Here is a 24600-nt window from a genome sequence, read left to right as displayed (position 1 = left end):
GGACGTAATCGGTCCCGTGCACCCGCATGGGTTCACACCGGAAGGGTAGCGGGGGAGCAGTTCGCGTAGGGGGATGGACATGATCACGATGACCGATGAGCAGCGCCAGGCATGGTTCGAACGCGACGTCGTCCCGGTGACCGGTCAGCTTTACGCATCCGCCATGCGTCTCACCCGTAACCAGGCCGACGCGGAGGACCTGGTCCAGGAGACGGTGGCCAAGGCGTACACCTCCTACCACCAGTTCCGTGAGGGCACGAACCTGAAGGCGTGGCTGCACCGGATCCTGACGAACAACTTCATCAACGACTACCGCAAGAAGCAGCGTTCGCCCAAGCTGTCGGCCGCCGAGGAGATCGAGGACTGGCAGCTCGCCGCGGCGGAGTCGCACATGTCCACCGGCTTGAAGTCCGCGGAGACCGAGGCGCTGGAGCAGCTGCCCGACAGCGCCGTGATGAACGCCCTGCGCGCCCTGCCGGAGGACTTCCGCGTCGCGGTCTATCTCGCCGATGTCGAGGGTTTCGCGTACAAGGAGATCGCCGACCGGATGGGCACCCCCATCGGCACGGTCATGTCCCGGCTGCACCGTGGCCGCCGCCAGCTTCGCGGCATGCTCACCGAGTACGCCCGCGAGGAGGGTGTCGTCCGCGTCCCCGTCGCCGCCTGAACCGGTCCTCCGGCGAGATCGCCTGACCCCGCCCCCCCCCCGCGAGATCACCTGACGACCGGGATCAGGCGGGCAGGGCGATCAGCGCCACGGCGCCGAGCGCGAACCCCACTCCCGCGATCTGGATCCGGTTGAGCCGTTCGTCCAGCACGTACCGCGCGAGCAGCAGCGTGCTCGCGGGATAGAGCGACACCAGCACACCCACCAGGCTCAGCATGCCTCCCCGGGCCGCCAGCAGATAGAGGATGTTGGCGGCCATGTCGAGCACGCCCGCCGCGATCGTCACCGGAAGCGCACCGGGGATCGGCCGCAGCGTCTTGCGTGACGCGAGCGCCAGCAGCACGACGAGCGAGATCGACGCGATGCGCGCGCCGGCGAGCGGCCACAGCCCCGAGCCCGCCGGGGCCAGCTTCAGCAGGACGAAGAACCCGCCGAACCCCGCTCCCGACGCGAGTGCGCTCACGATCGGGCCGACCCGCGAGCCCGAGGCGGCGCCGCCGGATTCACGGCTGACCATGAGCACGGCGAGCAGGCCGAGCACGATCCCGGCCAGGGCGGTGAGCGGCGGGCGCTCGCCGCGCACCAGGCCGAACAGCACGGGTACCGCCATCGAGGTCGTCGCCGTGGTCGGCGCGACCACCGACATCATCCCGGAGGCCAACGCCTGGTAGAAGAGCACGATGCCGGCGGCTCCCGCCACGCCGGAGGCCATCCCCCACAGCAGCGCCGAGGCGCTCGCCGTACCGGGCAGGACGGGCATGAGGGCACAGACCAGCAGCAGGCCGCCGACCTGGGAGATCACGACGACGGCGAGCACCCGTGATCGTCGCGTGGCGAGCCCTCCGAAGAAGTCGGCCGTCCCGAAGATCACCGCACACGCCGTAGCGAGCGCCACTGCCGTCACCGCGCACCTCACTGTTCACTAAATTGCACTGTTCATACAACCTGTTGAGCGCAACACATTGCAAATCAGATTCACTACGCTGTACGTATGCCGGATCTTGAAACGATCAGCGCGGCCATCGCCACGAACGTCCGCGGGCAGCGCGCCCACCGGGGGATGACCCTCGACGAGCTGGCGGCGCGGTCGGGGGTGAGTCGCGGGATGCTCATCCAGATCGAGCAGGGCCGGACCAACCCGAGCATCAACACGCTGAGCAGGATCGCGGAGGCGCTGGGCGTCACGGTCGGCCGGATCGTCGAGGTGTCCGAGACCCCGGTCGTGCGGGTCGTCCACGCCGCCGACGTGGTGACCTTCCGCCACCCGGGCGGGGGCGAGGCGCGGCTGCTGGTCGGCGCGGACGCCCCCGCGATCCTCGAACTCTGGGAATGGCGGCTCGGCCCCGGTGAACATCACGACGGCGACCCCCATCCGGCGGGAACCCGCGAGATGCTCACCGTCCTGGAGGGCGAGCTCACCCTCACGGTGTACGGCAAGAGCCACACCGTGGGGACCGACGAGGCGGTGGTCTTCAGCGGGGATCGCCCGCATCGCTACGCCAACGCCGGGGACGCCCCGCTCCGCTTCGTCATGGTGGTGATCGAGCCCCGCGAGCAGGCCGACTAGCCGGTTCCCGCTCGTGCGGGTGTGGGTCATCCACTGGTTCGGCGGTTTTGTTGTGACGTGGGGAACATGAGGGCTTGTGGGTGTTTGAGGGCCCCATGTCTCTGGGAAGGCATCCAGCGTGCGACTCACGGGTGTCTTCGCGGAGGCGTCCGGAGCAACGGTCAGGCCAATATTCCTGCGCGGTAACGGGCTGGAGCCCCATGATTACTCCATGAGTTCTCCAGGGCTGGCGCAAAAAGTGTTAGACCGCCTTTTCCGTGCCGTTCCATGGCCACGGAGCGTGAGCGATGGCTGAGTCCGCGGACGCGATAGCGAAGCTGCACGCCGAGCTCGCCGCCCTCGGCGTTTCCGACGCGTACGAGATCGGGGACGGCACCACGCTTTCGGTCTGGATCGGGCTAGTGGTCAGCTTCCGCGACGGTTTTTACCGTTGGCAGGAGGCCTCTGTGAAACGTCGCCATGTGGGTAGTGACCCTTCCGGATGTGCCATCCGGGTGGCCCGTAGATACGCCGAGCTCCGAGCGAACGTGCCGCCCTGGTGGGAGGACCTGGCCAGGGTTATACGGGGGGACAAGGCCAGGGGATATCCCTGATCCCCGCGTGCTCGGGGGGAACACATGCGGGTCGGCCTCGCCTGTCTGTCACTGCTACTGGTGGCCGGATGCGGTGTCGCGTCGATCCCTCCAGCGGCTGCTCCCAGCCCCGCGGGCACGCCCGGGGCGCTGGTGACCGCAAGCCCGCCCGGCGGCCAGGCGGGTAAGCCCACCGGCGAGCCGCCCGGCACGCCCCGCCCCATGCCCCGCCCGCGCACGACTCAGCCGATCCCGCCGGAGACGCGGCCGCGCGACGTCGATTGTGCGCACGTCAAATGCGTCGCGCTGACCTTCGACGACGGCCCGGGGAACTACACCTCGACTGTTCTCGACACACTCGCCCGGCATCACGCCCGGGCGACGTTCTTCCTGGTCGGGGAGATGATCCACGAGGACGACCGGCCGGTGCTGCGGCGCATGGTCGCCGAAGGTCACGAGCTCGGCAACCACACCTGGGATCACCGCGATCTCACCTCGCTCAGCGACGCCGGCCTCAGGCACGAGATCATCAAGACGGAGAAGCTCGTCAAAGAGATCACCGGCGTCCGCATGCACGTCATGCGCCCGCCGTACGGCGCGACCGACCGCAGGGTGGCCCAGGAGACGAAGCGGCTCGGGCTCGCGCAGATCCTCTGGGCGATCGACACCCTCGACTGGCGGGACCGGGTGCCCAAGCTGGTCGTACGGCGCAGCACGGCGGCCAAGCCGGGGGAGATCGTCCTGATGCACGACATCCACAAGACCACCGTGGAAGCGCTGCCGCGCCTGCTCAACGTGTTCGACCGGAAGGGATTCACCTACGTGACCGTGTCCGAGCTGTTCGGCGATCTCAAGCCGGGAAAGCGGTATAGCGACCGATGAAGGGCTACGACTTCGAGGGGCCCGCGCTGGAATTGGGCGCGCTGGTGGCGGACGGGCGGGCCGACCCCTCGCAGAAGATCAGGATCCCGCTCGCCATGATGAACCGGCACGGCCTGGTCGCGGGCGCCACCGGCACAGGGAAGACCAAGACGCTCCAGATGATGGCCGAGCAGCTCGCCGCCCAGGGCGTTCCGGTGTTCCTGGCCGACGTGAAGGGCGATCTGTCCGGCCTCGCCTCGCCGGGCGTGGCCTCCGACCGGGTGGCCGCCCGGGCCGCGGAGGTCGGCGAGTCCTGGTCCGGCGCGGCGTCCCCCACCGAGTTCTATTCGCTCGGCGGCCTCGGTGAGGGCATCCCGCTACGGTCCACCATGACGTCGTTCGGGCCCACGCTGCTGGCCAAGGTGCTCGGCCTCAACGAGACCCAGGAGTCGTCACTCGGGCTGATCTTCTACTTCGCCGACAAGCACGGCCTGCCGCTTCTGGACCTGAAGGACCTGGTCGCGGTCATCCAGCACCTCACGGACAATCCAGAGGCGTTGAAGGGGATCGGCGGCCTGTCCCCGCAGACCACCGGGGTGATCCTGCGCGCGCTGATCAACTTCCAGGCGCAGGGGGCGGACGCGTTCTTCGGCGAGCCCGAGTTCGACGCCCGTGACCTGCTCCGGACGACGCCGGACGGCAGGGGTGTGGTCTCCGTCCTGGAGCTGCCCGCCGTGCAGGACCGGCCGCAGCTCTTCTCGACCTTCCTGATGTGGCTGCTCGCGGATCTGTTCGAGGGACTGCCCGAGATCGGCGACCCGGACAAGCCGCGGCTCGTGTTCTTCTTCGACGAGGCGCACCTCTTGTTCGGCGACGCGTCCAAGGCGTTCCTCCAGTCGATCACCCAGACCGTGCGGCTGATCCGCTCGAAGGGCGTCGGCGTCTTCTTCGTCACCCAGACGCCCAAGGACGTCCCGGCCGACGTGCTGGCCCAGCTCGGCTCCCGCGTGCAGCACGCTCTGCGGGCCTTCACACCGCAGGACGCCAAGTCACTGAAGGCGACCGTGTCCACCTTCCCCACGTCGTCGTACGACCTGGAGGAGCTGCTCACCCAGCTCGGCATCGGCGAGGCCGTGGTGACCGTGCTGTCGGAGACGGGCGCCCCCACACCGGTCGCGTGGACCCGCCTGCGCGCGCCGCAGAGCCTGATGGCGCCGTCCGACCCCGCCGTGGTCCGCCAGGTCATCACCGCCTCCCCGCTTCTCGCCAAGTACGGCACGGCGATCGACAGGGAGTCGGCCTACGAGATGCTGAGCGCCCGGCTCACCCCGCCCGCGCCCGCCCCCACGGCACCCGCCGACACGACCGGGCGACCCCGGGAGAGGCGGGAGGAGAGGCGCGAGGAGGCGTGGGAACGGCCGGGCGAGAGGTCGCCCCTGGAAGGCGTGCTCCGCTCGCCCGCGTTCCGATCACTGGCGCGCTCGGCGGCGTCGGTCCTCGGGAAGGAGATCACGCGGTCCATCTTCGGGACCGCGCGCCGCCGCCGTTGACATCCGCGATGTCGCCCGCACCCCCGCGCGAGCCGTACCGGTCTCAGCGGGCGACCAGCAGCACCAGCGCTGCGATGACCATCCAGGCGCCGGCCTGCGCGGCGCACAACATCGTGTAGACGGACCTCATGACGGACTCCCCTTTCACGGAGGCGCCGGACCCCCGTGGCGCTCTCCTGAAGGGATGGTGACCCGGACGTCTTGTCGTCCACTTGGGGGCGGCTTGGGCGTCAGCGGAGGACGCCGCAGGCGATCCGGTTGCCGGTGTCACCGGCCTTCAGCGTGGTCGCGTCGGCGCCCGTCGTCCCCGTCGCGTCCGCCGGGTGGGTGTAGCGGGTGGGGATGTTCCCGTAGTTGTCCGGCAGCGCGTGCACGACGACCGCGCTGCCGTCCGCGTCGGAGAGCTGTGCGACCCGGAACCGGTCGGTGACGAACGAGGCGCGGCCGGTGCCGTTCTGGCCCACGAGCAGCGCGGGGAGGTCCCCGGAGTGGCCGCCGTGGTGCCCGGACGTGTCGAGGTCGAGGTGCCCCCCGGCCGTGGTGAACGGGCTCCCGGTCGCCGGGTCCACGGCCCTGGCGTCGCACGTGCCGGCGCTATGGACGTGGAACCCGTGGAAGCCGGCGGGCAGTCCCCAGACGCTCACGGTGATGCGGGTCGACTGCGGGCCCTCGTCCTCGATCCGCAGCACGCCGACCCGCTTGCCCGCCGCGTCGCGGAGGGTGGCGTCGAGGGGCCGGGCGATGTGACCGGGCGCCGCCTCGGCGGCGGAGGATCCGACGACGGCTCCTCCGAGCGCGAGCGTCACGGCGAGTGCGAGATGTGTTCTGCCGGGCATGGCCGCTCCTGGACTGTGCGTTGAGTTGCGTTCCGATTACCTTCCGTTACGCAGGAAATCATGTCCGGCCCTCGCCAGGGGCGGGAAACGGCCTGCGGAACACCGCAGCGTGACGCGGCCTTGGTGTGCCCCGGTGGATCCCCGTGCGGGTTCGGCGCGCCCCGGCGGCGCACCACGCGAAACCCGGGAACGCGAACGCCCGCCCCGGGAGGGTGGGTCCCGGGGCGGGCGTTCGAACAGGTCAGTCCGTACGGATCAGTACGGGTCAGTGCGTTGGATCAGTTGGCGCGCTTGGCCCGTGCGGCGGCCCGGCCGCGGATGGCGGCGTCCAGGACGACCTTGCGGATGCGGACGGTCTCGGGAGTGATCTCCACGCACTCGTCCTCGCGGATGAACTCCAGAGCCTGCTCCAGCGACAGGACACGCGGCGGGATGACCTTCTCGGTCTCGTCCGCCGTGGAGGAGCGCATGTTGGTGAGCTTCTTCTCCTTGGTGATGTTCACGTCCATGTCGTCGGAACGGGAGTTCTCACCGACGATCATGCCCTCGTACACCTCGGTGGTCGGGGAGACGAACAGCGTGCCCCGCTCCTGCAGGTTCAGCATGGCGAACGCGGTGACCGGGCCGGAGCGGTCGGCGACCAGGGAGCCGTTGTTGCGGGTGCGCAGCTCGCCGAACCACGGCTCGTACGCCTCGAAGACGTGGTGCACCAGGCCGGTGCCGCGCGTCTCGGTGAGGAACTCGGTGCGGAAGCCGATCAGGCCGCGGGCCGGGACCACGAACTCCATCCGGATCCAGCCGGTGCCGTGGTTGGTCATGTGCTCCATGCGGCCCTTCCGCACGGCGAGGAGCTGGGTGACCGATCCGAGGTACTCCTCGGGGCAGTCGACGGTGAGCCGCTCGACCGGCTCGTGCACCTTCCCGTTGATCTGCTTGGTGACGACCTGCGGCTTGCCGACGGTCAGTTCGTAGCCCTCGCGGCGCATCTGCTCGACCAGGATGGCCAGGGCGAGCTCGCCGCGGCCCTGCACCTCCCACGCGTCGGGGCGGTCGGTCGGGAGCACCCGGAGCGAGACGTTGCCGACGAGCTCCTTGTCGAGCCGGTCCTTGACCATGCGGGCGGTGACCTTGGAACCCTTGACCTTGCCGACCAGGGGGCTGGTGTTGGTGCCGATGGTCATGGAGATCGCGGGCTCGTCCACCGTGATCAGCGGCAGCGGGCGCGAGTCGTCGGGGTCGGCCAGCGTCTCGCCGATCATGATGTCGGGGATGCCGGCGATCGCGATGATGTCACCGGGGCCCGCCTCCTCGGCGGGCTTGCGCTCCAGCGCCTCCGTCATCAGGAGCTCGGAGATCTTCACCCGCTGGATGGTGCCGTCGGTGCGGCACCAGGCCACCTGCTGGCCCTTCTTGATCGTTCCCTGGTGGACCCGGCAGAGCGCGATCCGGCCGAGGTAGCTGGACGCGTCGAGGTTGGTGACGTGCGCCTGCAGCGGTGCGGTCGGGTCGTAGACGGGGGCCGGGATCGTGGTCGAGATCGTCTCGAACAGCGGCTCCAGGTCCTCGGAGTCCGGCATGGTGCCGTCCTGGGGCCGGTTCAGGGAGGCGCGGCCGGCCTTGCCGGAGGTGTACACGATCGGGAAGTCGATCTGGTCCTCGGTGGCGTCGAGATCCATGAACAGCTCGTAGACCTCGTCGACGACCTCGGCGATCCGGGCGTCGGGCCGGTCGACCTTGTTGATGCACAGGATGACCGGCATCTTGGCGGAGAGGGCCTTGCGCAGCACGAAACGGGTCTGCGGCAGCGGCCCCTCGGAGGCGTCGACCAGCAGGACCACGCCGTCCACCATGGACAGGCCGCGCTCCACCTCGCCGCCGAAGTCGGCGTGCCCGGGGGTGTCGATGATGTTGAGGGTCATGTCCCCGTGCTTGACCGCGGTGTTCTTGGCGAGAATGGTGATGCCCTTCTCGCGCTCCAGGTCGTTGGAGTCCATGACGCGCTCGTCGACGTCCTGGTTGGCGCGGAACGCCCCGGACTGCCAGAGCATGGCGTCCACCAGCGTGGTCTTGCCGTGGTCGACGTGCGCGATGATCGCAATGTTCCGGAGGTCGTCGCGGCTGTTCAATGGCATAGTGGAGTCTCGCTCTGGTTCGTTGGGGCTGTCCGTCCGCGTCCCGGGAACCGGCTCGTGTCCCGCCGCGAGACGCTCTGGCCGCGAGTGCGACCTTCAGATTTTAGTTGATGCGCGTCACCGCCGCGCGCCATGGTCGCGCGATCCGGTACATTTCAACGCCCGCCGCCGATGGTTTCATCCATGATGGTTTCACGGATGATGGTTTCACGGATGATGGTTTCATCCATGAGCGCATCCAGGAAGCGCGATGATGCGCGGATTCATCGGCCGGCAGCGGCAGCTCGTCCGCTGAACGCCCGATCAGTCGCCGCCGTTAAAGTTGGGTGACATGACCTTCGCTCCGGCCTTCGCGGCGATGCTGCGCACGTCGGACGGCGTGCGGATCGACGCTTCGCACACGCCCAACGGCTCCCTCGACCTCGGCATCGTGTTCGCCCACGGATTCACCGGAACCTGGCGCACCCGGCCCACACGGCGCATCGTGCACGTCCTCTCCGGGTTCGGCGGGGTGCTCTCCTTCGACTTCCGCGGGCACGGGCGCTCCACCGGCGAGTCGACGGTCGGCGACCTGGAGGTGCTCGACCTCGACGCGGCCGTGAAGCACGCCAGGTCGATCGGCTACCGGCGGGTCGTCACCCTCGGCTTCTCGATGGGCGCGGCCGTGGCCGTACGGCACGCGGCCCTGCACCGGGGCGTGGACGCGGTGGTCGCGGTGAGCGGGCCCGCGTGGTGGTACTACCGCGGCACCAGGCCGATGCGCCAGGTGCACTGGGCGATCGAGCGCCCGGAGGGGCGTCTCATGGCGCGGTGGGTCAAGCGGACCCGGATCGCGAGCGGGCAGTGGGACCCCGTGCCGCTGCCGCCGTACGAGGCCGCCGCGCTGATCGCCCCGACTCCGCTGCTGATCGTCCACGGTGACGCAGACCCGTTCTTCCCGCTGGTCCACCCCCATGAGCTCTACGGCAACGCCCGCGACCCGAAGGAGATGTGGATCATTCCCGGGTACGGCCACGCCGAGGCGGCGGCCACTCCGGATCTGGTCCGGAAAATCGGTCACTGGATCTCGCGAACCAAACCCGAATAACGGGCGTCTACCTGAGTTGTGCGGATCAAATCCCCCGGGAGTGGTCCAATCCGCCGATTTGGGGAGATCGGTGCGCACCATCGTGTAGTCATGGTGTGGCCCAGCGTCGCGGGGGCGCGCTGGGCGGCCTCCCGGTCCCGTACGGCCGGCGCGGCGGCGAGGTGATGCCTCATGCGCCGCCGGCCGTACGGGACCGGTGGGGTGTCATCCCCGGCCCGGCGGCCCGCTCAGCCGAGGCGGGCGATCGACTTGTACTCCAGATAGGCCGACAGCCCCTCCGGACCGAGCTCGCGGCCGAGCCCGCTCGACTTGTACCCGCCGAACGGCGAGCACGGCTCCATGGTGTTCATCATGTTGACGCCGTAGGTGCCTGTGCGGACCTGGCGGGCGATGTCCATACCGTGGTCGGTGTCCGCGGTCCACACCGTGCCGGACAGGCCGTAGTCACTGTCGTTGGCGATGCGGACCGCGTCCGCCTCGTCGTCGTACGGGATCACGGTCAGGACCGGGCCGAAGATCTCCTCGCGGGCGATGCGCATGTCGTTGGTGGCCCCGGCGAACACGGTGGGGGCGACGTACCAGCCGCGGTCGAAGGGCCGGTCCAGGCCGCCGACGACCGTCTTGGCGCCCTCCTCGATGCCGATCCTGATGTATCCCTCGACCCGCTCCTGCTGCCGCTTGGCGACCAGCGGGCCGATGCCGGTGGCCGGGTCGCCGGGGTCGCCGACCTGCTGACTCATGACCATGTCGGCCACCGCCTGCACGACCTCGTCGTAGCGGCTCCTGGAGGCGAGGATGCGGGTCTGCGCGACGCACGCCTGGCCGTTGTTCATGAGCGAGGCGATCGACAGGAAGCCCATCGCGGAGGGCAGGTCGCAGTCGTCCAGGACGATCGCGGCGGACTTGCCGCCCAGTTCGAGGCTGCACCGTTTGAGCTGCTCGCCGCAGATCCCGGCGATCCGGCGGCCCGCGGCGGTGGAGCCGGTGAAGGCCACCTTGTCGACGCCGGGGTGGGAGACCAGGTGCTCGCCCGCCTCGCGGCCCGCGGCCACGATGTTGACCACGCCGTCGGGGATCCCGGCTTCCTTGATCATCTCGGCGAGCAGGTAGGAGTCGAGCGGCGTCTCCGGGGCGGGCTTGACGACGAGCGTGCAGCCCGCGACGAGGGCGGGGGCGAGCTTGGTCATGATGACGAACTGCGGCACGTTCCACGGCACGATCGCGGCGACGACGCCGACCGGCTCGCGGCGCACGGTGATGGAGCCGAACATGCCCGGCCGCTCGTCCTCGACGGCGAAGGTCGCGCCCAGTTCGGCGAAGTACTGGAGCATCCCGAGCGGCTGCGGAGCCTGGGCGAGCTGCGAGAAGGTGATCGGGGACCCCATCTCCAGGGTGATCACTTCGGCGATCTCGTTCTGCCGCGCCGCGTAGATCTCGGCCAGTCGCCCGACGACGGCCGCGCGCTCGGCCATGCTCATCCGCGGCCACGGCCCGTTGTCGAACGCCTCGCGCGCCGCGGTGACCGCTCGGTCCATGTCGGCGGCGGTGCCGTCCGGAACGCGCCCGACCACCTCCTCGGTGTGCGGCGACACGACGTCGATGGTCGCGGTGCCCGCGGGGGCCACCCAGTCGCCCCCGATGAAGAGTTTGTCGTGCTGAAGCATGCTGGTCCGCCTCCCGGTCGGGCGTGCCTGATTTGAGCGAATGCTTGGTTGGTGAACAGTGTGTGCGCCACAGCGGCGCGGGACAAGTGCCGACCCGCCATTGGGACCGAATCATGTTCTGTCAGCCCTGGCAAGCTGCTCAATTCCCGACAAACAACGGCAAATGGGAGGAAACGTGTACAGGATCGCCCGTTCAGGTGGCGACCTTCAAGATCACCTTCTATAGTTTCGGACCGTCTGCAGGGGGGGATCACGTGCAACCGGGGCGCTGGGTCGGCCTGGCGGTGATGTTCACCGCGCTCCTCGGCACGCTCGCCGTACCCGGCGCGCAGGCGGCGCCGGGCGAGCAGGACCGCCTCAAGAAGCTCACCCAGGAGGCCGCGGAGCTCACCAAGGCGTACCGCGGGGAGATCCTCAGCCTCGAGGACACCCAGAAGCTCGCGGAGAACTCCTCCGCCCGGCTGAAGAAGCTCAAGCTGTCCCAGGCCGCCGCCGAGCGGCGGCTGGCGACATACGCCCAGACCTCCTACATGGGCGGCGGTTTCGACGACTCCCAGTTACTGATGCCGCAGACCGACCTCGGCGCGTACTCGATCATGACCTACCTCTCCGGCGAGAAGACGCAGCGGCTCAACTCGATCAAGACGTTGATCGCGGAGCAGAAGAAGGCCGCGAAGGACGCCGACGCGAAGATCGCCAAGCTGGAGAAGCACATCAAGGAGCTGAAGGCCAGGCAGCGCGAGGTCGAGCAGATGCTGGCCAAGTTCGGCTTCCAGACCCCCGGCTCCGCGACCGGCCTCACCCAGCGCCTGATCACCTTGCGCGGCGCGGTCATGCAGGGCTTCCCGATGCCGTTCGGCGTGGGCTGCCTGCGTCCGGGTGACCCGGGGGAGCACGGCAAGGGCCGGGCCTGTGACTTCATGATGAGCAACGGCCGCATGCCCGACCCCGTGGCCAAGGCGCGTGGCGACTCCCTGGCGCAGTGGTGCATCGACAACGCCGACAAGTACGGGATCATGTACATCATCTGGCAGCAGCGCTTCTACGACATGCGTACGGGCGCGGGCTGGCGGATGATGTCCAACCGCGGCGGCATCACCGCCAACCACTACGACCACGTCCACGTCTCCGTGCTCTGATCGGCCTGCATCCTGTGACCGTCGGGTGCTGGGCCGTCCTTGCCGGAGGCCGGTGGGCCCGCTACCTGTCGGCCGGGAACGTCAACCGTTGAGCGGGACCGCGCGGACGTCGGCGTTCTCTACAGACGATGACCGTCAGGGCGACGACGGTCATCACGGAGAGCAGACCCCAGACTGGTACGAAGCTGCCGGTCAGGTCCTTGAGCAGGCCGAGAGCGGGCGGCGCCAGGATGACGGCGATCTGGTTGACGGCCATGGCCAGGCCGAGGGCGAATCCCGTCTTGCCCGGTGGAGCTGATTCAGCCACATAGGCGACCCACGGGCCGTACCAGCCGATCCCGAAGAATCCGAGCCAGATGAACAGCAGGCAGGCTGCCGCAGGCGAATGTCCCACGGGAGTCATCAGCGCCGTCATCCCTACGGTCACAGCGCCCATGCAGGTCAGGACACAGGCGTAGCGCCCAGACCTGCTGCGATCGCTCCAGGCCGCCAGACAGATGCGGCCGACGACGCCCGCCCCCTGGGCCGCCACGAGGACGAGGGCCGCTGGGCCTGCCTCGACAGACGTCGCCTCGTGCAGATACAGCACGGTCAGGACGCCTACGCCGCTGTGCACCGAGACCAGGCTCATGCCGGACAAGACGATCTTCATCATGGACGGTTCACGGAGCATCTGCAGCCGCGCGCCAAACCGCGAGGTAAGCGAGGCATGCGACTTGGTGTCGTGAGGGGCGCTGTTCTGAGGAGGGCTTTGGGCGGGCGGCCGACGGTAGAAGCACATGAAAACGACGGCACCCAACAAAGCGACGAGTGCGCCGGCCGTGAGCGTCGCTCGCCAGCCGAGACCGGTGGCGAGGACGGGCAGCACGGCTGCGGCGAGTACGCCGCCCAGCGGCAGACCCGCCTGGCGGATCCCCATCGCCAACCCCCGCTGGGACGCGTCGAACCAGGACGCCACCGATTTGCTGCCGCCGGGCTGAACGGTGCTGTATCCCGCACCGACGATCAGCAGGACAAGGAGCAGAGATCCGTATCCCGGCGCCACGCTTCCCGCACCCAGACTCAGGGCGACAAAACCGGCGCCTATCCCGACGACCCAGCGCTCGTTGTATCGGTCCAGCAGCTCCCCGGCCACCAGCAACCCGACCAAGGGGACCAGGTGGGCCGCCGAGAGCAGGAGACCCAGCTGCGCCGTGCTCAGGCTCAGATCGCGTTGCAGGTGGATGCCCGTCGCCCCGATGCCCTGAACGAAGAAACCGGAGGCGGCCTGGGTGAAGGTGGCGACGCTGAGGATGACCCACCGGTATCGCCGCGTGCGGGGTGTGAGTCCGCCGCCGCTCATCCGATTCTTCGCTTCGGACGACGCGCCGCCGGGAGTCCCGGTCGACGTGGCCGATTGCCCGGTACGCCGAGCATTGGTCACGGGCGCCAGCACAGCGCGGGGTCAGGGTGGTCGAAGAAGCCGAGTTCCCGGTAGAGCGGTTCACCCTCGCGAGAGGCGTACAGGTCCACTCGGACGGCCTCACGTTCCCGGAACCAGTCGAGCAGGCCCTGCATGATCGCGCGGCTGTGGCCACGCCGTCGATACGCCGGATCGGTGACCACGCCGATCACGTGTCCGATCCGGCCGTTCCGCGAGTGCGGGCCGGGAAACCACCGCTCGATGGTGCCGATACCGCAGGCGGCAAGGCCGTTGTCGCCGTCCACGACCAGGATCCGTGCGTCGTCCTGCGTCAGCTTTTCCTTCAGAACCGCGGCAAGAGCGTCCCGCCAGCCGTCGCCCGCTGTTGAGGGGTTGAAGAAGTCGCCGCCGAGGTTCTCGAACAGCAACGTCCGCAGGCGTACGAGTTCCGCGACGTCGTTCTCCGATGCCTGCCGTACATCGGTGTGGTGTGTCATGCGGATCAGCCTGATGTAATGGTCTTATGCATCTCAACCCTTACGGCGAGGATGTCGTGAACCTGGCCGCGGACCTGGCCAACCAGCGCCCGGCGACCCCCGAGGAACTCGCGGGCCGCTGCCGCGCCGCCGGGCTCGTGCTGGAGCACCCGGTCACGCCGCAGGACCTGGACCGCGTCCATGCCGTACTGGAGGCGTGGGAGGAGGTAGTCGACGCCACTGACGAGCATGAGCGCGCCGATCTGGTCAACCGCATGCTGGCGGAGTCCGCCGCCTACCCGCGGCTGACCGACCATGCACGCAACGGCTGGCACCTGCACTACCGCGACGACCGGCAGCCGCTCGGCTCCGTGCTGTTCGCACTCATCTCCGTCGGTACCGCACTACACCTGGTGGGGCGGGGTATGCACCGCCTCCGGCGGTGCGCCGTGACCGAGTGCACCACGATCTTCGCCGACACCTCCCGCACCGGGCGGCAGCGTTACTGCTCCCAGCGGTGCGCCAACCGTGACGCGGTACGCCGGCACCGCGCAAGCCGCGCTGTGAACCGCCCTCCGGCGCCGACGCTCAGGTAGTGCACGCTGGTTCCGCAGGCGCGGCCATTCAGCACAGCTCACTCCGCGATCAGTCGCCTGAGCCAGTGGTAGCTGGCCTTCGGGGTGCGCTCCTGGGTCTCGAAGTCGACGTGGACCAGGCCGAAGCGCTGGTGGTATCCCTCGGCCCACTCGAAGTTGTCGAGCAGCGACCAGACGAAGTAGCCGCGGACGTCCACGCCCTCGGCCTGGGCCTGCCTGACCGCCGTGATGTGGCCGTCGAGGTAGTCGATGCGCTCCTGGTCGTCGATCCCGTCGTACGAGCAGCCGTTCTCGGTGATGTAGATCGGTGGGAGGGCCGTGCCGTACGTCGTCTTGAGGGAGACCAGCAGCTCGCGCAGGCCGTCGGGGACGACGGGCCAGCCGAACGCCGTGGTCGGGTATCCGGTGATGCCCGCGTCGTCGAACGGCAGGGCGTCGGTGGACGGGGCGGCGATCCGCGTGGGGTTGTAGTAGTTGATCCCGAGCCCGTCGAGCGGCTGCGCGATCGTCTCCATGTCTCCGTCGCGGATGAAGTCCATCTTTTCCAGCCCGAACGCTGAAAAATCGGGATAGGAGGCGACGAAGAGCGGGTCGTTGAACAGCCGGTTGTGCAGGGCGTCGTAGGCGGCCGCGGCGGCGAGGTCCTCGGCGGCGTCCGAGGCCGGCCACACCGGCGTGCAGTTGTTCGTGATCAGCACCTGCTCGGCGCCGTTCGCCCGCAGTGCCGCCGTGGCGAGACCGTGCCCGAGAAGCTGGTGGTGGGCCGCGGGGAGGGCGTCGAGGAAGAGCGTCCGGCCCGGCGCGTGGACGCCCAGGGCGTACCCGAATGTCATGTGCACGAACGGCTCGTTGAGCGTGATCCACATCTTGACCCGGTCGGACAGCCGCTCTGCCACTATGGCCGCGTAATCCGCGAAATATGCGGAAGTGTCGCGATTGAGCCAGCCGCCTTCGTCCTCCAGTGCCTGGGGGAGGTCCCAGTGGAACAGCGTCAGTGCGGGGGTGATGCCCTTCTCGCACAGGCCGTCCACCAGCCGGTCGTAGAAGTCGAGCCCCGCCTGGTTGACCTCGCCCCGCCCGGTGGGCTGGATCCGCGGCCACGCGACGGAGAAGCGGTAGGCGTTCAGGCCCGCGTCGGCCATCAGCGCGACGTCCTCCGGCCAGCGATGGTAGTGATCGCAGGCGACGTCGCCGGTGTGCCCGTCCCGGACCCGCCCGGGCTCGTGGGAGAACGTGTCCCAGATCGAGGCCCCGCGTCCGTCCTCGGAGACCGCGCCCTCGATCTGGTAGGAGGCGGTAGCCGTACCCCAGAGGAACATGTGCCACCCTTTCGGATATGAGTGATGCTCATGTTAACGCGCGATCGGGCCATCCGGTAGAGAATGGGCGAATGACGAACGCCGCGGGTGGAACGCTGCGCCGCCGCCCCTCCCAGCGCCGCAGCGTGGAACGGGTCGAGCGGATGCTGGACGAGTGCGCTCTGCTGCTCGACGAGGTCGGCTATGAGCAGCTCACGACCAAGGAGGTCGCCCGCCGGGCCGAGGTACCCATCGGGACCTTCTACCAGTTCTTCCCCGACAAGCAGGGGCTGGTCCGCGCGCTCGCCCTGCGTAACCTCGACGCCTTCCTCGACCGGATGGCCGCCCGGCTGGCCGGGGTCTCCCTGAAGAACTGGACCGAGGCGGTGGACCTGGTCATCGACGAGTTCGTCGAGATGAAGCGGACGATGCCGGGCTTCGGGATCGTCGACTTCGGCGAGATACTGACCACGCCCGGCGGTCCGGCGCTGCCCGAGAGCCGGCGGATGCTCGACCAATCACTGGACAACAACGTCATAGTGGCCGACCGGCTGCGCTCGCTCATCATCGAGTTGCTCGGCGCGCCCAGGAACGAGGGGCTCGGTCGCGCGCTCATCGTCGCGGTGGAGGCGGCCGACGCCGTGCTCAAGCTCGCCTTCCGCGCCCACCCGCAGGGCGACCCGGACCTGATCGCCGAGTGTAAGCGGCTGGTCCGCCGCTACCTGTCCGAGCACCTCTCCGACTCGGCCGTGGACGCCTCCGAGTCCGTCGACCGCGAGTCCGAGGGCCCGGCCGAGCCCTCATAAGGTCAGGCGGGCTTGTCCAGCCGGGCGCGCTCGACCCGCCAGGCCGGCCGGTCACCCGGCCCCGCGGACTCGGGTCCGCGGACACCGCGGCGCTGGCGTACGTCGAGCAGCAGACGAACCCACCCGCCTACTACTCGTGCCGCCTCCGGCAGCCCTGCCGGAGGCGGCGAGGTCACATCACGCGACGGCGGTTCCCTCAAGCTCGACCATCAGGTCGGGGATCGCCAGCCGTGTCACCCCGAGCATCGTGGTGGACGGTGCCACCCCGGCGGCGCCCAACCGCGACGCCAGCACGCCGTAGTGCTCGAAGACCCGATCGACGTCGGTGGTGTAGACGTTGAGCCGGACGAGGTTCGCGAGGGACATGCCGGCCTCGCCGAGCACGGCCTCCAGGTTGTCGAGGCTCAGCGCCAACTGCGCCGCCATGTCACCGGCATGCTGGGGCTTGCCTCCGCCGCTCATCGCGGTCTGCCCGGAGACGTACAGGGTCCGGGTCTGCCCGGAGACGATCTCACCTTGGTTGTACCCCAGCTCCGTCGACCACGCCCACGGGTTGACCGCCGTTCGCTCCATTGCCACATCAGCTCTATTCGATTCATCGAGAGTACGTACGTCCATCGGCTCGGTAGCCGACATCGGTTTGGTTGCGTTGATGAGCCTCCCAACTAATCACGACATCTTTTGTCGTATATTTCGATAAAGTTCTCGTATGCGCGCCGACCGGTTGGTCTCGCTGGTGCTGCTGCTGCGGCAGCACGGTCGGCTGTCCGCGACCGCGCTGGCCCGCGAGCTGGAGGTATCCACCCGCACCGTGCTGCGCGACATCGAGGCGCTGTCCGCAGCCGGCGTCCCGGTCTACGCCGAACGCGGCCGGCACGGCGGTTTCGAGTTGCTGCCCGGTTTCCGGACCGAGCTCACCGGGCTGAACCCCGACGAGGCCCTTGCCCTGCTGGTCGCCGGATCGCGGCGCGGCGCGCAGGCATTCGGCCTCGGCTCAGCGCTCGCTTCGGCGATGCTCAAAGTGGTTGACGCGCTACCCGAGAGCTATCGGGACACCGCAGCCGGCGCGGCCGAGCGATTGCTCATCGACCCGGAGACCGACCTCCTCTCGCGTCGGCTGGTCGATGAGGAGGTGCCTGACGCCATAGCGGCCGAGGTCCTGCGCGCGGTGTTCGCCGGACACAAGCTGCAGATCCACTACGCGGCTGTGGACCAGACCCCGAAGTGGCGCACGGTGGACCCGATCGGCCTGGTCACCATTCGCGACAGGGGCTACTTGTTGGCCATGAGGTCTGGCGCGGACCGCACCTACCGGTTGTCCCGGATCTTGGCCGCCAAGGAACTCCCCGAACCCGCACAGCGTCCAGACCGGGTCGATTTGGACCGGGCCTGGCAGGAACGCAGCACGCAGTTTCGGACCGGCGGCGACCAAGTCACCGTGCTGGTACGGGTGAACCCGGAGCGGCGGGAGGACCTGCTGGGCACCGCGCTGGCTGTCCGCGCCGAGGAACCCGACGCAGACGGCTGGCTGCGGCTGGAGGTGTCCTTCCAAGATTCACGACACGCCAAATGGGCACTGTGGCGGCTCAGCATGGACGCGGAAGCCCTGGCCCCGCAATGGTTGCGCAACTTCCTGCGCAACCGCGCCACCGCGATCGCCACCCGCTACGAAGTCTCATCCTGAGAGTTGCCGCCTTCTGCGGGCGGGCCGCGTTCCTGTCGGGGCCGATCGAGAGGCGGCACTTCGCATGCCCCCAGCACCTGCCCGACCCCGCCAGCGATCCGTTCGGCGGCCAGCACGCCATGACGCCCCTGCTCCTGGACAGCCGGGACCTGGCCGGCGGTGGCATGATCAGCATCGCCGGCGAACTGCACTCATTGGGCCGACCGCCGTGGCGGCCGCGCTCGCGGGCCGAAGTCTGGCCTTCCAACGACTTCTCTCGCACATACTCCCGTCCGGTCGGCTTGACCTGGAGCACGCTCCAGGTGCCACGATCGGAGGCGTGACCGCCTACACACCGGGACAGGCCGCCGAGGAGACCGGGTTCAGCCTGGACACGCTCCGCTATTACGAGCGCATCGGGCTGCTGGAGCCGATCGAGCGCAACGCCGTGGGGCAGCGCCGCTTCAGCGACGACGACATCGGCTGGCTCGGCATGATCCGCTGCCTACGGGACACCGGCATGCCGATCGCCGAGATGCTGCGCTTCGCCGAGCTCACCCGCGAAGGCGCGCACACCATCCGCGACCGGATAGCCCTGCTCGAGGCGCACGACCGGGCGGTCGAGAACCAGATCGCCGCCCTGCGGCAGAAGCAGGGGGCGATCCAGCGCAAGATCCGGTACTACAGAGACGTACTGGCCATCCCCGACGCGCTCTACGCCTGCGAGGGCGAGCGAGCCTCGGCCTCCTGAGTCAGGTGGCGCGGTACGCCTCCGCCTGGAGGTTGTACAGCTCGGCGTAGATGCCCGAGATGGCCATGAGCTCGTCGTGCGTGCCGTGCTCGGCCACCTTTCCGCGGTCGAGCACGTAGATCCGGTCGGCGTAGCGGACGCTGGCCAGCCGGTGGGTGATCAGCAGCACCGTGCGCCCGTTGGAGTGCCGTCTGATCCGGTCGAAGAGCGCGTGCTCGGCCCGGGCGTCGAGCGCGGCGGTGGGCTCGTCGCAGATCAACAGCGGCGCGTCCCGGTGGAAGCCGCGCGCGACGGCGATCCGCTGCCACTGGCCGCCCGACAGCTCGTGGCCCTCCTTGAACCGCTTGTCGAGGAGTGTGCGGTAGCCGTGCGGCAGGCCGGCGACGACCTCGTCTGCGCCGGCGACCTCGGCCGCCCGGCGCAGCGCGTCCTCGCCCTTCTCGGTGCCCATCGTGATGTTGTGTCGCGCGCTCAGCGGCCAGTGGCTGTGGTCCTGGGCGATCACGGCGATCCGCTCGCGCAGCAGGTGCGGGTCCACGTCGCGCAGGTCCGTGGCGTCCCACAGGACCCGGCCGCCGTCCGGGGCGTACAGGCCGGCGAGGATCCGCGAGAGGGTGGTTTTGCCGGAGCCGTTCTCACCGACGAGCGCGACGACCTCGCCCCGGTCGAGCCGGATCGACACGCCGCGCAGGGCCGGGGTCTCGGCCCCCGGATAGCTGAACATGACGTCTTCGGCGGTGATCTGTTCGAACGTCTCAGGCGGCAGGTCGCGCCGCTCGGGCGCTCCCTCCGTCTCCGCGCTCGCGCAGAAGTCGACGAAGTCGGTGAAGTAGAGCCCGTTCTCGTAGAGGCGGTTCACGGCGTACAGCAGGTTGGACAGGGAGGATTGTCCCGAGCGGATCGCCAGCACGGCGGTGCCGGCCACGGCGAGGGGGACCGCGCCGAGCGCGAGCAGCAGCCCGAGCGCGATGTAGACGAGCGCGGTCCCGAGGCCGCCCAGGGCCTCCCCGATGAGCCGGGCGAACGTCTGCCGCCGGGCCAGCGCGATGAGGGCCGCCTGCTGGGTGCGGGCCACCCGGTCGTAGACCCGGAGCAGGAACCCCCGCATGGTGAAGGAGCGCACCTCCGCCGCCGTCGATCGCATGGCGAGCAGCTCGCTGATGATCCACTTGCGGCGGTACGTCGGGATGAGCGACAGCATCGTGGTGTACCGCATGCGGGCGGCGCGCACCGTGGACCACGCGTCCGGCAGGACGGCGACGACGAGCAGCGGCAGCAGCACCGGATGGAGGACGCCGAGCACGCCGGCGGCCGCACCGAGGCCGATCGCGGCGGCCAGCACGTCGATCGCCGACCCGACCACCGCGTCCGACGACTCGACGCCGCGCGTCCGGGCCCGCTGGAGGGTGTCGTGGAAGTCGGAGTCGTCGAAGCGGATCAGCTCGACGTCGCTGGTCACGCCATAGAGCCGTTTCTCGGCAATGCGGCTGACCTGGGGTTCGAGCCGGTTTTGCGCCCAGTTGGCGCCGGCCTGCAGCGTGGCGCGCACGCTCGCCGCCGCGCCGACCGCGAGCAGCGCGGGCAGCGCCGCGCGCACCCGCTCGGGCGTCGGCCCGGCGGCCAGCAGCGCCTGCAGCACGCCCGTGGTCGCCAGCAGCCCGAACGCGGTGAAGACGCCGGCGAGCAGGCTGAGCCCGATCGTGGCCACCGTGTCGCGGCGGCTGGCCTCCCAGGCCATCCGTACGGCCTGCATGATCAGAGCGGGCAGGCGGCGCGCGATGGTGAAGAAGCCGATGTTCCTCATCGTGTCGTCGTGCGTGTGCCACATGTTGGTGGTGAAGCCGGAGAAATCCGGCAGATCGTCCGTCAGGTCGTCCGGCTGATCGTCTGGCGGCGCCTGCCCGCCTGCCTGGCCTTTCGCTGTTTCCGGTGACTCCGGTCCTGATGTGGGGCCTGTCTCCGGGCCCGCCCCTGCACCCGCCCCCCGCGATGTGACAGTCATGGCAGCAGTGTGACGACGGTCACTGACATTTCGCCATCGGCGGCGGGTCTCCAGGTAGACGACTCCGGAGACAGGCGAATCCCTCCCGCGCGCTGGTATCGCGACGCCCGGCGGGTGGTACGCAAGCCGGTCCAGCGCGTACGGCGACGCCCGGGTGGTGGTGAAGCGACCCGGGTGGTGGTGAAGGGGCCGGGTGGTGGTGAAGGGGGTGGTAACGGGAGGTCGCGGCGGGTCGATGGTATGCGGAGACGTTATCCGGGCGTAGCCGCGCATCCCTTGACGCCCGATGGTGCGAGATGGGTTGATAAAGGTTCTTGCTGACAACGTTGTCAGCGCTCGGGGGTAAGGATTTTCGACGACCACACCCCGAAGGGATGTGCGATGAGACGACGGTGGTTGGCGGCCGTGGCGGTCTCGGTGGCCGGTCTGCTCACCCTCACGGCCTGCGGAGGAAGCGGCGACAAGGCGGCTGGAGGCGGGCAGTCCGAGCAGAAGAAGGTGGAGGTCTTCTCCTGGTGGACGGGCCCCGGCGAGGCCGACGGGCTGAAGGCCATGCGGGAGATCTTCGAGAAGGGCAATCCCGGCTTCACGTTCTATGACGCGGCCGTGGCGGGCGGCTCCGGTGACCAGGCCCGGGCGCTGCTGGCCAGCAAGCTCCAGGCCAACCAGCCCCCGGACACCTTCCAGGGGCACGCCGGCGCCGAGCTGCAGGGATACATCAAGGCGGGCAAGCTGGAGCCGCTGAACTTCCTCTATGACGAGCTCAAGCTGAAGGACGTCCTGCCCCAGGAGCTGATCGACCAGATCTCGGTCCAGGGCCAGGTCTACTCGGTGCCGGTGAACATCCACCGGTCCAACGTCCTCTGGTTCAACCCGTCGGTCCTGAAGGACGCCGGGATCTCCGAGGCGCCCAAGACGATCGAGGAGTTCATCGCCGACCTCGGCAAGGTGAAGGAGACCGGGAAGATCCCGCTCTCGATCGGCTCGCAGTGGACCGCCGTCCACCTTCTGGAGAGCGTCCTGCTCGGCTCGCTCGGCACCGACGCGTACAACCAGCTCTGGACGGCGAACGCCGACTGGTCCGGCGCGAACGTGACGAAGGCGCTGGAGAACTTCAAGACCATCCTGTCGTACGCCGGGACGCCGCAGGAGGACTGGCAGCCCGCGGCCAAGCAGGTCGCCGACGGCGAGGCCGCGTTCAACATCATGGGCGACTGGGCCTACGGCTACTTCCACAACCCCGCGCCCGGCGGCCTCGGCAAGACGTCCAAGACCGACTTCGACTGGGCCGCGTCCCCCGGCACGGACGGCACGTTCATGTGGCTGTCGGACAGCTTCACCCTGCCCAAGGGCGCCCCCAACAAGGACGGCGCGGTGGCCTGGCTGAAGGTCGCCGCCAGCAAGGAGGGCCAGGACGCCTTCAACCCCAAGAAGGGCTCCATCCCGGCGCGCAAGGACGCCGACAAGTCGCTCTACCAGGACTACCTCGCCTGGGACCTGGAGCAGTGGTCGAGTGACAAGCTGGCCGGCTCCATCCAGCACGGTGTCGTCGCGAACGATGCCTGGCGCACCGAGATCAACGACGCGGTCGGCCTCTTCCAGCAGGACCAGGACGTGGCCAAGTTCCAGCAGGCGCTGATCGCCGCCGCCAAGAACAGCGGTCAGTGAGTTGACCCCCTTGTACGGCTCACGCCGTGCCGGCCGCACCTCGGGCCGGCCGGCGTGGGCCGTACACGACGTTGAGAGGTGCGACAAGTGACGCGGGTACGCAGGTGGCTGCCCGGACTGCTCCTGGTAACGCCGTCGATCGTCGCCGTCGCGGTCTTCGTGTACGGCCTGCTCGGATGGAACTTCACGGTCGCGATGACCGACCGGCACGACGAGATCTCCCAGGGGAGCTTCGTCGGCCTGGAGAACTTCACCGGCCTCTGGGACCAGGAACGCTGGGGCATCTCGGTCCGGCACGCGATCGTCTTCACGGTCGTCTTCGTCGGCGGGGCGCTCGTCCTCGGCTGGTTCCTGGCCTTCCTGATGGAGAAGGGGGTCCGCGGCGAGAGCGGGTTCCGGGCGATCTACCTGTTCCCCATGGCCGTCTCCTTCATCGCCACCGGCGTGGTCTGGCGGTGGCTGATGAACAGCGGCACGGGGGAGCGCGCGGTCGGCCTGAACAGCCTGTTCCACTATCTGGGGCTGGACGTCCTGCAATGGCAGTGGTTCCGCGACCCGGACTGGGGGATGGCCGCGATGGCGATCCCCGCGATCTGGCAGATGTCCGGATATGTCATGGCGTTGTTCCTCGCGGGCTTCCGTGGCGTACCCGACGACCTGCGCGAGGCCGCCCGGGTCGACGGATGTGGGGAGTGGCAGGTCTACCGGTACATCGTGCTGCCGATGCTGCGCCCGGTGACCCTGTCCGCACTGATCATCCTCGGGCACATCTCGCTGAAGGTCTTCGACCTGATCGTGGCGGTGTCCGGCAAGCAGATCATCACCGACGTGCCGGCCATCTTCATGTGGACGGCCGTCTTCGACTCGCACGACCCGGCCAAGGGGGCCACGATCGCGTCGTACATCGTGCTCTCCGTCGCGGTCTTCGTCATCCCGTATCTGGTGTGGAACGCGCGCAAGGGGAAGCGGTCATGAGCGTGGCGCAGGAGGCCGTACGGCACGCGGCCCCGGCGGATCGGGCCAGGCAGCGGGCCGTCGTCGCCCGGTGGGCGCGGCTCGCGCTGCTGCTGATCTTCGTCGTGGTGTTCCTGATCCCGGTCTACGTGCTGCTGGTGACCAGCTTCAAGCCGCTGTCGGAGGCCGACCCCGGCCAGGCCTGGAACCTGCCGAAGGTCTGGACGGCCGAGGCGTGGACCGTGGCCTGGGAGAAGCTCGAACCCGGCATCGTCAACAGCGTCCTGCTGGCCGTGCCGGGATCGCTGATCTCCGCCGTGCTCGGCTCGATGAACGGGTACGTGTTGTCCAAGTGGCGCTTCCCCGGGGCCGACGTGGTGTTCACCCTGTTCCTGTTCGGGATGTTCATCCCGTACCAGGGGGTGATGATCCCGCTGGTCCAGCTCATGGTGAACCTCGGCGAAGCCCTGAACATCGACCTCTACGGCGGGATCCCGGGGCTGACCCTCGCCCACGTCGTGTACGGCATCCCGATCTGCACGCTGATCTTCCGGAACTACTACGTGACGATCCCGGACGAGCTCATCGAGGCGTCGAGAGTGGACGGCGCGGGCATGCTGCGCACGTTCTGGTCGATCATGCTGCCGGTCTCCGGCCCGGCGTTCGCGGTCGTGATCATCTGGCAGTTCACGTCGATGTGGAACGACTTCCTGTTCGCCGTCTTCCTCACCGCGCCGAGCTCGTGGCCGACCACGGTGATGCTCAACAACATCGCCGGCGCCCAGACCGTGCCGTACAGCCAGCAGATGGCCGCCGCGATCCTGGCGTCCATCCCCACCATGGTCGTGTACGTCCTGCTGGGCCGGTTCTTCATGCGCGGCCTCATGGCCGGAGCCCTGAAGGGCTGAC

25 protein-coding genes are annotated in these 24600 nt (G+C 69.0%); 15 read left to right on the top strand and 10 right to left on the bottom strand.

The annotated features are described in order from the left end of the window. Nucleotides 1-79: 79 nt before the first annotated feature. Nucleotides 80-667 carry a sigma-70 family RNA polymerase sigma factor gene (locus QSK17_RS21350; protein WP_285706747.1) on the top strand — a complete coding sequence of 196 codons (588 nt, stop codon included), beginning with the start codon at nt 80-82 and terminating at the stop codon, nt 665-667. 64 nt (nt 668-731) lie between these two features. On the opposite strand, the gene QSK17_RS21345 is transcribed toward QSK17_RS21350, so the two are convergent. After that, nucleotides 732-1571 (bottom strand): DMT family transporter, encoded by an 840-nt coding sequence (locus tag QSK17_RS21345; RefSeq protein WP_285706745.1) that lies wholly within the window; start codon nt 1569-1571, stop codon nt 732-734. Between the two features lie 87 nt (nt 1572-1658). Here QSK17_RS21345 and QSK17_RS21340 point away from each other — a divergent pair, with 87 nt between their 5' ends. From QSK17_RS21340 to QSK17_RS21325, 4 genes are all read left to right on the top strand, one after another. Then, nucleotides 1659-2234, top strand: a complete 576-nt coding sequence (locus QSK17_RS21340; protein WP_285706743.1) for a helix-turn-helix domain-containing protein — start codon at nt 1659-1661, stop codon at nt 2232-2234. A gap of 287 nt (nt 2235-2521) precedes the next feature. After that, complete coding sequence (locus QSK17_RS21335) at nt 2522-2827, top strand: hypothetical protein (protein WP_285706742.1); 306 nt, start codon at nt 2522-2524, stop codon at nt 2825-2827. 24 nt (nt 2828-2851) lie between these two features. Further along, nucleotides 2852-3688, top strand: coding sequence for a polysaccharide deacetylase family protein (locus QSK17_RS21330; RefSeq protein ID WP_285706741.1), 837 nt, complete (start codon nt 2852-2854; stop codon nt 3686-3688). Beyond that, nucleotides 3685-5217: a helicase HerA-like domain-containing protein gene (locus tag QSK17_RS21325; RefSeq protein WP_285706740.1), complete on the top strand. Its 1533-nt coding sequence runs from the start codon at nt 3685-3687 to the stop codon at nt 5215-5217. The genes QSK17_RS21330 and QSK17_RS21325 overlap by 4 nt, the downstream gene beginning before the upstream one ends. Nucleotides 5218-5447: 230 nt before the next feature. Here the strand turns inward: QSK17_RS21325 and QSK17_RS21320 are convergent, their stop codons facing one another. After that, entirely contained in the window at nt 5448-6053 is a 606-nt protein-coding gene (locus QSK17_RS21320; RefSeq protein ID WP_285706738.1) for a superoxide dismutase family protein, read from the bottom strand. Nucleotides 6054-6331: 278 nt separating this feature from the next. Continuing rightward, nucleotides 6332-8185: a translational GTPase TypA gene (gene typA, locus QSK17_RS21315; RefSeq protein WP_285706736.1), complete on the bottom strand. Its 1854-nt coding sequence runs from the start codon at nt 8183-8185 to the stop codon at nt 6332-6334. A 110-nt stretch (nt 8186-8295) separates the two neighbouring features. Between typA and QSK17_RS21310 the strand changes: the two genes are divergently transcribed. Together QSK17_RS21310 and QSK17_RS21305 are read left to right on the top strand one after the other, a co-directional pair. Further along, nucleotides 8296-8439 carry a hypothetical protein gene (locus tag QSK17_RS21310; RefSeq protein WP_285706734.1) on the top strand — a complete coding sequence of 48 codons (144 nt, stop codon included), beginning with the start codon at nt 8296-8298 and terminating at the stop codon, nt 8437-8439. 77 nt (nt 8440-8516) lie between these two features. After that, the gene (locus QSK17_RS21305; protein WP_285706733.1) at nt 8517-9272 is read left to right on the top strand and encodes an alpha/beta hydrolase; all 756 of its coding nucleotides are present in this window, start codon (nt 8517-8519) and stop codon (nt 9270-9272) included. 227 nt (nt 9273-9499) lie between these two features. Here QSK17_RS21305 and QSK17_RS21300 read toward each other — a convergent pair whose 3' ends face one another. Then, nucleotides 9500-10936, bottom strand: coding sequence for an aldehyde dehydrogenase (locus tag QSK17_RS21300; RefSeq protein WP_285706731.1), 1437 nt, complete (start codon nt 10934-10936; stop codon nt 9500-9502). A gap of 254 nt (nt 10937-11190) precedes the next feature. Here QSK17_RS21300 and QSK17_RS21295 point away from each other — a divergent pair, with 254 nt between their 5' ends. Beyond that, a complete protein-coding gene (locus QSK17_RS21295; protein WP_285706729.1) occupies nt 11191-12075 on the top strand; it encodes a coiled-coil domain-containing protein in 885 nt (294 codons plus the stop codon). Between the two features lie 61 nt (nt 12076-12136). On the opposite strand, the gene QSK17_RS21290 is transcribed toward QSK17_RS21295, so the two are convergent. Then, complete coding sequence (locus QSK17_RS21290; protein WP_285706728.1) at nt 12137-13417, bottom strand: MFS transporter; 1281 nt, start codon at nt 13415-13417, stop codon at nt 12137-12139. 77 nt (nt 13418-13494) lie between these two features. Beyond that, entirely contained in the window at nt 13495-13974 is a 480-nt protein-coding gene (locus tag QSK17_RS21285; RefSeq protein WP_285706727.1) for a GNAT family N-acetyltransferase, read from the bottom strand. Between the two features lie 26 nt (nt 13975-14000). Between QSK17_RS21285 and QSK17_RS21280 the strand changes: the two genes are divergently transcribed. Further along, nucleotides 14001-14549 carry a CGNR zinc finger domain-containing protein gene (locus QSK17_RS21280; protein ID WP_285706726.1) on the top strand — a complete coding sequence of 183 codons (549 nt, stop codon included), beginning with the start codon at nt 14001-14003 and terminating at the stop codon, nt 14547-14549. Between the two features lie 38 nt (nt 14550-14587). On the opposite strand, the gene QSK17_RS21275 is transcribed toward QSK17_RS21280, so the two are convergent. Next, complete coding sequence (locus QSK17_RS21275; RefSeq protein ID WP_285706725.1) at nt 14588-15868, bottom strand: GH1 family beta-glucosidase; 1281 nt, start codon at nt 15866-15868, stop codon at nt 14588-14590. A 71-nt stretch (nt 15869-15939) separates the two neighbouring features. Here QSK17_RS21275 and QSK17_RS21270 point away from each other — a divergent pair, with 71 nt between their 5' ends. Further along, nucleotides 15940-16653 (top strand): TetR/AcrR family transcriptional regulator, encoded by a 714-nt coding sequence (locus tag QSK17_RS21270; protein ID WP_285706723.1) that lies wholly within the window; start codon nt 15940-15942, stop codon nt 16651-16653. A 2-nt stretch (nt 16654-16655) separates the two neighbouring features. Here QSK17_RS21270 and QSK17_RS21265 read toward each other — a convergent pair whose 3' ends face one another. Both QSK17_RS21265 and QSK17_RS21260 read right to left on the bottom strand, forming a co-directional pair. Continuing rightward, nucleotides 16656-16829: a hypothetical protein gene (locus QSK17_RS21265; RefSeq protein WP_285706722.1), complete on the bottom strand. Its 174-nt coding sequence runs from the start codon at nt 16827-16829 to the stop codon at nt 16656-16658. A 1-nt stretch (nt 16830) separates the two neighbouring features. Beyond that, nucleotides 16831-17226, bottom strand: a complete 396-nt coding sequence (locus QSK17_RS21260; protein ID WP_285706772.1) for a RidA family protein — start codon at nt 17224-17226, stop codon at nt 16831-16833. Nucleotides 17227-17362: 136 nt separating this feature from the next. Between QSK17_RS21260 and QSK17_RS21255 the strand changes: the two genes are divergently transcribed. Further along, nucleotides 17363-18337, top strand: a complete 975-nt coding sequence (locus QSK17_RS21255; RefSeq protein ID WP_285706720.1) for a helix-turn-helix transcriptional regulator — start codon at nt 17363-17365, stop codon at nt 18335-18337. Between the two features lie 319 nt (nt 18338-18656). Further along, the gene (locus QSK17_RS21250; protein ID WP_285706719.1) at nt 18657-19067 is read left to right on the top strand and encodes a MerR family transcriptional regulator; all 411 of its coding nucleotides are present in this window, start codon (nt 18657-18659) and stop codon (nt 19065-19067) included. A 1-nt stretch (nt 19068) separates the two neighbouring features. On the opposite strand, the gene QSK17_RS21245 is transcribed toward QSK17_RS21250, so the two are convergent. Continuing rightward, nucleotides 19069-20895, bottom strand: coding sequence for an ABC transporter ATP-binding protein (locus QSK17_RS21245; protein WP_502889265.1), 1827 nt, complete (start codon nt 20893-20895; stop codon nt 19069-19071). A gap of 555 nt (nt 20896-21450) precedes the next feature. On the opposite strand from QSK17_RS21245, the gene QSK17_RS21240 reads away from it, so the two are divergent. The 3 genes from QSK17_RS21240 (at nt 21451) to QSK17_RS21230 (ending at nt 24599) form a co-directional block, all read left to right on the top strand. Next, nucleotides 21451-22737, top strand: a complete 1287-nt coding sequence (locus QSK17_RS21240; RefSeq protein ID WP_285706716.1) for an ABC transporter substrate-binding protein — start codon at nt 21451-21453, stop codon at nt 22735-22737. Nucleotides 22738-22824: 87 nt separating this feature from the next. After that, entirely contained in the window at nt 22825-23712 is an 888-nt protein-coding gene (locus QSK17_RS21235; RefSeq protein ID WP_285706715.1) for a carbohydrate ABC transporter permease, read from the top strand. Next, nucleotides 23709-24599, top strand: coding sequence for a carbohydrate ABC transporter permease (locus QSK17_RS21230; protein ID WP_285706713.1), 891 nt, complete (start codon nt 23709-23711; stop codon nt 24597-24599). Before QSK17_RS21235 ends, QSK17_RS21230 begins: the two co-directional genes overlap by 4 nt. The last annotated feature ends 1 nt before the right edge of the window (nt 24600 follow it).

It is taken from the genome of Microtetraspora sp. NBRC 16547, assembly GCF_030268965.1.
Taxonomy (GTDB): Bacteria; Actinomycetota; Actinomycetes; order Streptosporangiales; family Streptosporangiaceae; genus Microtetraspora.
This window is presented reverse-complemented; position numbering and strand designations above follow the sequence as displayed.